The organism is Actinomadura madurae, assembly GCF_047130825.1.
Classification (GTDB): Bacteria; Actinomycetota; Actinomycetes; order Streptosporangiales; family Streptosporangiaceae; genus Spirillospora; species Spirillospora madurae.
In genome coordinates, this window is sequence record NZ_CP083237.1 from 10,269,444 (window position 1) to 10,281,826 (window position 12,383).

Genomic DNA, 12,383 nt, shown 5'->3' on the forward strand with positions numbered 1-12,383 from the left:
GTGCTTCATGATCTCATGGCCGGCCAGCTGGATATCTGGCGGGCCCAGCAGTTCGCACCCGAGAATCCGGCGTACAACATCGCCGAGTATCTGGAGATTCGCGGCGATCTCGAGGTAGGGCTCTTCGCCGAGGCGCTGCGGCGCGCCGCGGCCGAGGCCGACGCCCTCCGCCTCCGCTTCCGCGTGGTGGACGGTGTTCCGAAGCAGTACGTCGACGCCTCGGCCGAGCACGCGGTGCCCGTCATCGACGTCAGCGGCCGGCCCGACCCGGCGGCGGCCGCCGACGCGTGGATGCGGCAGGACGTGCGCACGCCCGCCGATCTCACCGGCGGCCCGCTGTTCACGCACGCGGTCTTCGTCCTCGGCCCGGATCACCACCGCTGGTACCACCGGTACCATCACTTGATCATGGACGGCCGGGCCCTCGTGGTCCTCGTCCGAAGGGTCGCCGCCCTCTACGGCGAGCTCACCGGGGGCCCGCCCGCCGCCGACGGGCCGCTGGAGCCGCTGGGCGCGCTCCTGGAGGCGGAACGCGCCTACCGGGCCTCGCCCGACTTCGGCCGCGACCGGGCGTACTGGCTCGGCGTCCTCGCCGACCTCCCCGACGCCCCCGGAGCGCACGGGCGCGGAGGAACCCGGCTGATGGCCCCCCTGGCGCGGCACGCCGGCCACCTCGACGGCGACGCCGCCGAGCGCCTGAGGTCGGCGGCACGCGGGCTGGGGACCGGCCTGACCGAGCTGATGATCGTTTCTGCGGCCGTGCACCAGCACGGCGTCACCGGCGAGCGGGACATCGTCATCGGTCTTCCCGTCCTCGGCCTGCCGGACCGCCGCAGGGTGTTCGCCCCCGCCACGACCGCCAACAACCTGCCGATCCGGCTCCGGATCGACCGTGACACGACCGTCGCGGATCTCGTCCGGCAGACGAACACCGCGGTCCACCGGGGCCTGCGGCACCAGCGCTACCGCTACGAGGACGCTCTCAGGGAGTCGAGGCGCGGCGCTCTCTGCGACCTGTACGTCAACGTGATGGCCTTCGACTACCCGGAGAAGTTCGGGGGCTGCGCCGTCACCGGCCACAACGTTTCCACCGGCGCGATCGACGGCGCCCGCATCGACGTCTACGACCGGCCGGGGGATCCCGGGTTCCGGACCGACGTCGATGTCAACCTCGACGTCCACGAACCCGCCGCCGCCCAGCGCATCCACCGGCGGATCCTGGCCATCGCCGACCGGCTCGCCGCGGTCGCGCCGGCCGAGCGCGCCGGACGGGTGCCCCTCCTGGCCGACGAGGAGCACCGGCGCCTGCTCGTCGACTGGAACGACACCGCGACCGAGGTCCCGGAGACCGACCTCTCCGACATGTTCGCCGAGCGGGTGGCGAGGGCACCGGACGCGGTGGCCGTCGTGTCCGACGAGGCCCGGCTGACGTACGCCGAACTGGACGAGCGGGCGAACCGCCTGGCGCACCACCTCACGAGCCTCGGCATCGGGCCCGAGTCGGTGGTCGCGGTGGCGATGAGCCGTGGCGTCGACCTGATCGTGGCGCTGGTCGCGGTGTGGAAGGCCGGTGCGGCCTACCTGCCGATCGACACCGCCTATCCCGCCGACCGGATCAGGTTCATGCTGGCCGACAGCCATGCCGCGGTGCTGCTCGGCCAGGAGGAGCTCCTCGACGAGCTGCCCGTCAGGAACATCCTGGCGGTCGCCGTCGACTCCCCCCAGGTGCGCGCGGCGCTGGACGCGGCACCCGCGACGGCCCCCGCCGCGGCCCCGAGGCCGGACTGCCTGGCCTACGTGATCTACACCTCCGGCTCCACCGGCAGGCCGAAGGGCGTCATGCTCACCCATGCCAGCGGCGTGAACCTCGCGGCCGCGCAGGCCGAGCGGTGCGGGGTGGACGCGGGCAGCCGCGTGCTGCAGTTCGCCGCGGTCGGGTTCGACGCGGCCACCTCGGACCTGCTGATGGCCCTCTACCCCGGGGCGCGGCTGGTCGTGGCGTCCGCGAGCGAGCTGCTGCCCGGGCCGGGGCTCACCGATGTGATCGCCCGGCACGAGGTCTCGTACGCGACCCTGCCGCCCTCGGCGCTGGCGATGCTGGAGCCCGCCGACGTGCCGTCGGTGGTGACGCTGACGTCGGTGGGCGAGGCCTTGAGCGCCGAGCAGGTGGCGCGCTGGGCGCCGGGCCGCCGGTTCGTGAACGGGTACGGGGCGACCGAGACCACGATCGGCGTCGCGATCTCGGCTCCGCTGGCGGCGGGCGAGGAGCCCGACGTCGGCGGCCCGCTCGCCAACACGCGCGTGTTCGTGCTGGACGCCTTCCTGCGGCCGGTGCCGGCGGGAGTGGCGGGCGAGCTCTACGTCGCCGGGACCGGCCTCGCGCGCGGCTATCTCGGCAGGCCCGGGCTGACCGGTGAACGGTTCGTCGCCTGCCCGTTCGGCGGACCGGGCACCCGGATGTACCGGACCGGGGACCGCGTCCGGTGGACCGGCGACGGACGGCTGGTCTACGTCGGCCGGGCCGACGAGCAGGTGAAGATCCGCGGCTACCGGATCGAACCCGCCGAGGTCGAGGCGGTGATGGCCGCGCACCCCGAGGTCGGCCACGCGGCGGTGATCGTCGCCGAGGACGAGCGGGGCGAGAAACGCCTGGTCGCGTACGTGACGGGGGAGGGCGACGGGCTCGCGGCCTCGGTCCGGGGATTCGCGGCCGAGCGGCTCCCGGACTTCATGGTCCCCTCGGCCGTGGTGGTGCTCGACGCGATCCCGCTCACCCCCAACGGGAAGGTGGACCGCGGTGCCCTGCCCGCGCCCGCGTACACGAGCGCCGCGAGCCGGCCGCCCGCCACGGTGCGGGAGGAGATCCTGTGCGCCGCGTTCGCCAACGTCCTCGGCGTGGACGAGGTCGGTGTGGACGACAACTTCTTCGACCTCGGCGGCCACTCCCTGATGGCGACCGGCCTGATCAGCCGGATCCGGGCGCTTCTCGACGTCGAGATGGACGTCATCGACGTGTTCGAGGCCCCCACGGTCGCCGGCCTCGCGACCCGCATCGCCGGCTCGGAGGCCGGACGCCTCCGGCTGACCGCGGCGGAGCGTCCAGAGCGCGTGCCGCTGTCGTTCAACCAGCGCCGCATGTGGTTCCTCGGGCAGATGGAGGGCCCGAGCCCGACGTACAACGCGCCGCCGCTCGTCATGAACCTCTCCGGCGGGCTCGACCGCTCGGAACTCCACGCCGCGCTGCGGGACGTGATCGGGCGGCACGAGTCGCTGCGGACGGTGTTCCCGGTGGCCGACGGTGAGCCGTACCAGCGGGTCGTGGGCATGGAGGAACTCGTCTGGGACCTGCCGTTCGTCGACGTGGTCGCGACACCCGAATCCTACGAGCGGCTCCGGGGGCTCCAGGATCTCTCCGCGCCCGCCCCTGCGGAGGGCGGCGAAGGACCTCCCGAGCTCAGCGAGGCGGTGCTCGCGGCGGCCCGGCACGCCTTCGATCTGTCGGTCGAGGTGCCGGTGCGGGCGTGGTTGTTCGGTGTGGGGCCGGATGAGCATGTGCTGGTGCTGGTGGTGCATCACATCGCGGGTGATGGCTGGTCGATGGGCCGGTTGGCGCGTGATCTGTCGGTGGCGTATGCGGCGCGGTGTGAGGGCCGGGTGCCGGAGTGGGCGGCGTTGCCGGTGCAGTACGCCGATTACGCGTTGTGGCAGCGGGAGTTGCTGGGGTCGGAGGAGGATCCCGGCAGTCTGCTGTCCCGTCAGGTGGGGTACTGGCGGGAGGCTCTGGCGGGGTCGCCGGAGGAGCTGCCGCTGCCGTTCGACCGCCCGCGGCCGGCCGTCGCATCGCATCGCGGTCACGCGACCGCCGTGAACGTTCCGTCCGACGTGCACGCGCGGTTGCGGGAGGTCGCGCGGACCGAGGGTGTGACGGTGTTCATGGTGTTGCACGCGGCGTTGGCGGTGACGTTGTCGCGGCTGGGGGCGGGCACGGATGTGCCGGTGGGGTCGGCGGTGGCGGGCCGGTTGGACGAGGCGCTGGATGATCTGGTCGGGTGTTTCGTCAACACGCTGGTGATCCGGAGTGATCTTTCGGGTGATCCGACGTTCGCCGAGGTGCTGGGCCGGGTTCGGGAGACGAGTCTGGGTGCGTACGCGCACCAGGATGTGCCGTTCGAGCGGCTGGTGGAGGAGCTGGCCCCGGCGCGTTCGCTGGCCCGGCACCCGCTCTTCCAGGTCGTCCTCACCATGCAGGACGCCGCGTCGGTGAAGCCGGAACTGAAGGGCCTGACCGGCGAGCACGTGCTGACCGTGCGTCCCGCGGCGAAGTTCGACCTCGACGTGCTGGTCGGAGAGGACTTCGACGCCGAGGGCGCCCCGGCCGGCCTGTGGGGTGTGGTGACGGCGGCGGCGGACCTGTTCGAGGCGGGCTCGGTCGAGCGGATCGTGGACTGCTTCGTGCGGGTGCTGTCGGCGGTGGCCGCCGATCCGTCGGTGCCGGTGGGCGCGGTCGATCTCCTGGACCCGGCCGAGCGGCGCAGGGTGCTGGTGGAGTGGAACGACACCGCGGCCGAGGTGCCGATGCCGTCGGTGCCGGAGTCGTTCGAGGCCCAGGTGGAGCGGGCCCCGGACGCGGTGGCGGTGGTCGCCGACGGCGCCGAGGTCTCCTACGCGGAGCTGGAGGCGCGGGCGAACCGGCTGGCGAACTTCCTGCGCGGCCAGGGCGTCGGGGCCGAGTCGGTGGTCGGGGTGTGCCTGCCCCGCGGGGCCGAGATGGTCACGGCGATCCTCGGGGTGTGGAAGGCCGGGGCGGCCTACGTGCCGGTGGATCCGAAGCAGCCCCTCGACAGGATCGCCTTCGCCCTGGCCGACAGCGGCGCGGTGATGACGATCACCAGCGGGCGGATCATGGACGAGCTGCCCGCGGGCCGGCACCGCTGGGTGAGCGTCGACGATCCGCTGGTGGCGTTGCAGGCCGAGACGGCGCCGGCGGTACGGGTGGCGCCGGCGAACGCGGCGTACGTGATCTATACGTCCGGGTCGACGGGCCGTCCCAAGGGCGTGGCGGTCACCCACGGCGGCCTGGCCAACTATGTGGCCACCGTGCCCGCGCGTGTGGGGTTCGACGGCGGCCGGTCCGCGGTGTTGCAGGGGCAGGCGACGGACCTGGGGAACACGGTGGTGTTCGCCAGCCTGGTATCGGGGGGCCGGCTGCACATTCCGGCCGACGACGTGGTGACCGACGCGGTGGCGGTACGGGACTACCTGACCGAGCAGCGGATCGACTTCGTCAAGGCCGTGCCGTCGCATGTGGCGGCGCTCGGTGCCGGTGTGATGCCCGGACGGGCCCTGGTGCTGGGCGGCGAGGCGGCGTCGGCCGAGCTCGTCGCCGGGTTGCTGGCGGCCGCGGGTGACCGGGGCGTGTTCAACCACTACGGCCCGACCGAGACCACGATCGGCGTCGCGACGGCGCGGCTGTCGCCGCAGGCGGCGGCGTCCGGTGCGGTGCCGATCGGCACGCCGGTGGCCAACACGCGCCTGTACGTGCTGGACGAGCGGCTGCAGCCGGTTCCGGTCGGTGTGGCCGGGGAGCTCTATGTCGCGGGCGCGCAGCTGGCGCGCGGCTACGTGGGTCGCCCGGGCCCGACGGCGGAACGGTTCGTGGCGTGCCCGTTCGGCGGCCGCATGTACCGGACCGGGGACCTGGCGCGCTGGACGGCGGGCGGGGAGCTGGTGTTCGCCGGCCGGGTCGACGACCAGGTCAAGATCCGCGGGTTCCGCGTGGAGCCGGGCGAGGTGCGGGCCGTCCTGGCGAGGCACGAGGGTGTGACCGACGTCGCCGTGGTCGTGCGTGACGAGCGCCTCGTCGCCTACGTGGTCGGCACCGCCGGCGAAGCGGAACTGCGGGCGCTCGCCACGGAGCGACTGCCCGACTACATGGTGCCGTCGGCGGTGGTGCCGCTGGAGGCGTTGCCGCTGACCGCCAACGGCAAGCTCGACCGCGCCGCGCTGCCCGCACCCGGCCGCGCGGCGAGCGCGGGCGCCGGCCGGGAGCCCGCCGGCCCGCACGAGGAGATCCTCTGCCAGGCGTTCGCCGAGGTGCTCGGCCTGGACGGTGTCGGCGTCGAGGACGACTTCTTCGAGCTGGGCGGGCATTCACTGCTGGCGACACGCCTGGTCAGCCGGGTGCGCGCCCTGCTGGGCGTCGAGGTGGAGATCCGGGCGCTGTTCGAGGCGCCGACACCGGCGGGCCTGGCCGCCCGCCTCTCCGCGTCCGGCCGGGCACGTGCGGCGCTGGTCGCGGGCGCGCGCCCTGAGCGGGTGCCGCTGTCCTACGCGCAGCGCCGACTGTGGTTCCTCGGGCAGATGGAGGGCCCGAGCCCGACCTACAACAGCCCCGCGGTGCTCCGGCTGACCGGAGCGCTGGACCGGGCGGCGCTCGGTGAGGCGCTGCGGGACGTGATCGGGCGGCACGAGTCGCTGCGGACGGTGTTCCCGGTGGCCGACGGTGAGCCGTACCAGCGGGTCATGCGCCTGGACGAGCTGCCGTGGAGCCTGACGGCCGCCGAGGTCGCCCCGGAGATGCTCGCCGGCGCCGTGGCCGAGGCGAGCGCCTACGCCTTCGATCTGTCGGTCGAGGTGCCGGTGCGGGCGTGGTTGTTCGGTGTGGGGCCGGATGAGCATGTGCTGGTGCTGGTGGTGCATCACATCGCGGGTGATGGCTGGTCGATGGGCCGGTTGGCGCGTGATCTGTCGGTGGCGTATGCGGCGCGGTGTGAGGGCCGGGTGCCGGAGTGGGCGGCGTTGCCGGTGCAGTACGCCGATTACGCGTTGTGGCAGCGGGAGTTGCTGGGGTCGGAGGGCGATCCCGGCAGTCTGCTGTCCCGTCAGGTGGGGTACTGGCGGGAGGCTCTGGCGGGGTCGCCGGAGGAGCTGCCGCTGCCGTTCGACCGTGCGCGTCCCGCGGTGGCTTCGCATCAGGGGTTCACGGCCCGGTTGGACGTCCCGTCCGACGTGCACGCGCGGTTGCGGGAGGTCGCGCGGACCGAGGGTGTGACGGTGTTCATGGTGTTGCACGCGGCGTTGGCGGTGACGTTGTCGCGGCTGGGGGCGGGCACGGATGTGCCGGTGGGGTCGGCGGTGGCGGGCCGGTTGGACGAGGCGCTGGATGATCTGGTCGGGTGTTTCGTCAACACGCTGGTGATCCGGAGTGATCTTTCGGGTGATCCGACGTTCGCCGAGGTGCTGGGCCGGGTTCGGGAGACGAGTCTGGGTGCGTACGCGCACCAGGATGTGCCGTTCGAGCGGTTGGTGGAGGAGCTGGCTCCGGCGCGTTCGCTGGCCCGGCACCCGCTCTTCCAGGTCGTCCTGACCAAGGTGAACGCCGACGCCTCGACGCTGGCCCTCCCGGGGATCGAGGCGGAGCCGCTGTTCTTCGACAAGCCCGTCGCCAAGTTCGATCTGGACGTGATGGTGGGGGAGGACGCCGACGCCGAAGGCGCCCCCGCCGGTCTGTGGGGCGCGGTGACGGTGGCCGCGGACCTCTTCGACGAGCGCGCGGCGGGGTGGATCGCGGAGTGCTTCGCCCGGGTCCTCGCCGCGGTGGCCGCGGACCCGTCGGTGCCGGTGGACGCCGTCGACGTGCTGGATCCGGCGGAGCGCCGCAAGGTCCTGGTGGAGTGGAACGACACCGCCACGGAGAGCGCCCCGGTGCCGGTCCTGGAGGCGTTCGAGGCGCAGGCGGCGCGGACGCCGGGCGCGGTGGCGCTGGTGCACGGCGACCGGCGGGTGACGTATGGCGAGCTGGACGCGCGGGCGAACGGCCTGGCGCGGTTCCTGCGCGATCAGGGCGCCGGGGCCGAGTCGGTGGTGGGGGTGTGCCTGCCCCGCGGGGCCGAGATGGTCACGGCGATCCTCGGGGTGTGGAAGGCCGGGGCGGCCTACGTGCCGGTCGATCCGGACCAGCCGGCGGAGCGCATCGCCTACGTGCAGTCCGACAGCGGTGCGGTGTTGACGCTGACCAGCGAAGAGCTGATGGAGGAGCTGCCCGCGGGCCGTCACCGCTTGGTGGCGGTCGACGACATGGTGACGGGGATGCGGTCGCCGGCGATGCCTGCCGATGCGCCTCGGGTGCCGCTCGTGGCAGGGCAGGTGGCGTATGTCATCTATACCTCGGGGTCGACGGGTCGTCCCAAGGGTGTGGCGGTGACACACGGCAACCTGGCGAACTACGTGGCCGCGGTGCCGGACCGGTTGGGGTTGGGGGGTGGCCGGTATGCGGTGTTGCAGGCGCAGGCGACCGACTTGGGCAACACGATGGTGTTCGCGAGTCTGGTCTGTGGTGGTGAGCTGCACATCCTCGATGAGGACACCGTCGCCGACCCCGATGCGGTGCGCGCCTACCTGGCCGAGCATCGCATCGACTACCTGAAGGCGGTGCCCTCGCATCTGGCCGCGCTGTCGTCCGGTGGCGTGCGGGGCGTGTTGCCGCGCAGGTCGCTGGTGCTGGGTGGTGAGGCGGCAGTGCCGGAGCTGGTGGCTGATGTGCTGGCGGCCGCGGGTGACCGGGGCGTGTTCAACCACTACGGTCCGACCGAGGCGACGATCGGCGTGGCCACCACCCGGCTGACCCCCGGGCCGGTGGCGATCGGCGCGCCGGTGGCCAACACCCGGCTGTACGTCCTGGACCGCAGGCTGGAGCCGGTCCCGGTGGGCGTGGCCGGGGAGCTCTACATCGCCGGCGCCCAGCTCGCGCGCGGGTACGTGGGCCGTGGCGCGCTGACCGCGGAGCGCTTCGTCGCGAACCCCTTCGCCGGCGGGGAGCGGATGTACCGGACGGGTGACCTGGCCCGGTGGACCGACGACGGTGAGCTGGTGTTCGTCGGCCGGGCCGACGAGCAGGTCAAGATCCGCGGGTTCCGCGTCGAGCCGGGCGAGGTCCGCGCCGTTCTCCTGGCGCACCCCCAGGTGGTGCAGGCCGCGGTGGTGGCCCGGGAGGATGTGCCGGGCGACCGGCGCCTGGTCGCCTACGTCGTGCCCGCCGACGCCGGCGTCGCCGAGGTCCGGGACTTCGCGGCCGGGCGGCTGCCCGGCCACATGGTGCCCTCGGCGGTCGTCGCCCTGGACGCCCTGCCGCTGACCGCCAACGGCAAGCTCGACCGCAAGGCCCTGCCCGCACCGGACCACGCGGCTCGCCCCGACGCCGGACGCGGTCCGGCGAGCCTGGAGGAGGAGATCCTCTGCCAGGCGTTCGCCGAGGTGCTCGGCCTGGACCGTGTCGGCGTCCACGACGACTTCTTCGAGCTGGGCGGCCACTCGCTGCTGGCGACGCGCCTGGTGAGCCGGGTGCGCACGGTGCTCATGGTGGAACTGCAGATCCGGACGCTGTTCGAGGCGCCGACACCGGCGGGCCTGGCCGCCCGCCTGGGGGAGGCGGGCCGGGCGCGTGCGGCGCTCGTGGCCGGAGAGCGCCCCGAGCGCGTGCCGCTGTCGTACGCCCAGCGCCGGCTGTGGTTCCTCGGCCAGCTGGAGGGGCCGAGCAAGACCTACAACAGCCCGGTGGTACTGCGGCTGGCGGGCGAGCTGGACGAGCGGGCACTGGCCCAGGCGCTGCGCGACGTGATCAGCCGTCACGAGGTACTGCGCACGGTCTTCCCGGTCGCCGACGGCGAGCCGTACCAGCGTGTCGTGGACCCGGCCGGCCTGGCGTGGGACCTGACCGTCGCCGAGACCACGCCGGAGCGGCTGCCCGCCGCCGTGGCCGAGGCGAGTGGACACGCCTTCCACCTGGCCACCGAGGTCCCGGTCAAGGCATGGCTGTTCCGCACGCGACCGGACGAGCACGTGCTCGCCCTGGTGGTGCACCACATCACGGCCGACGGCTGGTCGATGGCACCCCTGCTCCGGGATCTGTCCGAGGCGTACGCGGCGAGACGCGAGGGCCGGCCGCCCGCCGTGGAGCCGCTGCCCGTTCAGTACGCGGACTACGCGCTGTGGCAGCGGGACCTGCTCGGCGACCAGGACGATCCGGACAGCACGCTGGCCCGTCAGATCGCGTACTGGCGCGGCGCGCTGGCGGATCTTCCGGAGGAATTGGCGCTGCCCTACGACCGGCCTCGTCCGGCCGTGGCCTCGCACCGGGGGCACCAGGTGCCGCTCGACGTGCCCGCGGCGGTGCACGCCCGGCTGCGTGAGGTCGCGCGGACCGAGGGCGTGACCGTGTTCATGGTGTTGCAGGCCTCACTGGCGGTGCTGCTGTCGCGGCTGGGGGCCGGTACCGATGTGCCGATCGGGTCGGCGGTGGCGGGCCGGTCCGACGAGGCGCTGGATGATCTGGTCGGGTGTTTCGTCAACACGCTGGTGATCCGGAGTGATCTTTCGGGTGATCCGACGTTCGCCGAGGTGCTGGGGCGGGTTCGGGAGGCGAGTCTGGGTGCGTACGCGCACCAGGATGTGCCGTTCGAGCGGCTGGTGGAGGAGCTGGCCCCGGCGCGGTCGCCGGCCCGGCACCCGCTCTTCCAGGTCGTCCTGACCATGCATGACACGGCCGAGGCGGTGCTGGCGCTGCCGGGGCTCGTGAGCGAGCACGTCCCGACCGCACGTCCGGCGGCCAAGTTCGACCTCGACGTGATGGTGGGCGAGAAGTTCGACGCCGAGGGCGCCCCGGCCGGTGTGCGGGGCGCGGTGACGGTGGCGGCCGACCTGTTCGGCGAGCGTGCGGCGGGGCGCATCGCCGAGGGATGGGTGCGGGTGCTGTCGGCGCTGGTCGAGGACCCGTCCGTGCGCGTGGGCGCGGTGAGCGTCCTGGACGGCGCGGAGCGCGACCGCGTGCTCGTCGAATGGAACGACACCGCTGTGCCGGTACCGCCGCCGTCGGTCCCGGACCTCATCGCGGCCCAGGTGGAGCGGACGCCGGACAGCGTGGCGCTGGTGTGCGGCGGCGAGGCGATGCCGTACGGGGAACTGGACGCGCGGGCGAACCGGCTGGCGCATCTTCTGCTCAGCCAGGGCGTCGGGGCCGAGTCGGTGGTGGGGGTGTGCCTGCCCCGCGGGGCCGAGATGGTCACGGCGATCCTCGGGGTGTGGAAGGCCGGGGCGGCCTACGTGCCGGTCGATCCGGACCAGCCGGCGGAGCGCATCGCCTACGTGCAGTCCGACAGCGGTGCGGTGTTGACGCTGACCAGCGAAGAGCTGATGGAGGAGCTGCCCGCGGGCCGTCACCGGCTGATGGCGGTGGACGAGCCGCTGACGGCGACGCGGCTGGCGGCGATGCCCGACCATGCCCCCGGGGCACCGGTCCTGCCGGGGCAGACGGCGTATGTCATCTATACCTCGGGGTCGACGGGTCGTCCCAAGGGTGTGGCGGTGACACACGGCAACCTGGCGAACTACGTGGCCGCGGTGCCGGACCGGTTGGGGTTGGGTGGTGGCCGGTATGCGGTGTTGCAGGCGCAGGCGACCGACTTGGGCAACACGATGGTGTTCGCGAGTCTGGTCTGTGGTGGTGAGCTGCACATCCTCGATGAGGACACCGTCGCCGACCCCGATGCGGTGCGCGCTTACCTGGCCGAGCACCGCATCGACTACCTAAAGGCGGTGCCTTCACATCTGGCCGCGCTGTCGTCCGGCGGCGTGCGGGGCGTGTTGCCGCGCAGGTCGCTGGTGCTGGGTGGTGAGGCGGCAGTGCCGGAGCTGGTGGCTGATGTGCTGGCGGCCGCGGGTGACCGGGGCGTGTTCAACCACTACGGTCCGACCGAGGCGACGATCGGCGTGGCCACCACCCGGCTGACCCCTGGGCCGGAGAGCGTTCCGATCGGCCGGCCGGTGCCGAACACCCGGCTGTACGTCCTCGACGATCGGCTGGAGCCGGTCCCGGTGGGCGTGGCGGGCGAGCTCTACGTCGCCGGAGCCCAGCTCGCCCGGGGCTATGTGGGGCGGCCGGGGCTGACCGGCGGGCGATTCGTGGCCTGCCCGTTCTCGCCCGGGGAGCGGATGTACCGGACGGGTGACCTGGTCCGGTGGACCGACGACGGTGAGCTGGTGTTCGTCGGCCGGGCCGACGAGCAGGTCAAGATCCGCGGGTTCCGCGTCGAGCCGGGCGAGGTGCAGAGCGTTCTGGCGGCCCATCCGCAGGTGGTGCAGGCCGCGGTGGTAGCGCGTGAGGACGTGCCGGGCGACCGGCGTCTGATCGGCTATGTGGCGCCCGGCGATGTGGACACCGGCGGGGTCCGCGAGTTCGCCGCCGGACGGCTGCCCGGCCACATGGTGCCCTCGGCGGTCGTCGCCCTGGACGCCCTGCCGCTGACCGCCAACGGCAAGCTCGACCGCAAGGCCCTGCCCGCGCCCGACTACACGATGGCGGCGGGCGGAGAGGGCCGGGCGCCCGCCTC

1 protein-coding gene (only partly in view) is annotated in these 12,383 nt (G+C 73.4%); it reads left to right on the forward strand.

The window, feature by feature from the left end; translation table 11 throughout:
• Positions 1-12,383: the 5' portion of an amino acid adenylation domain-containing protein gene (locus K8Z49_RS48190; RefSeq protein WP_412517222.1), read on the forward strand. It continues 3,514 nt past the right edge of the window; 12,383 of the gene's 15,897 nt are visible here — the first part of the coding sequence; its start codon is at positions 1-3; its stop codon lies beyond the right edge, outside the window.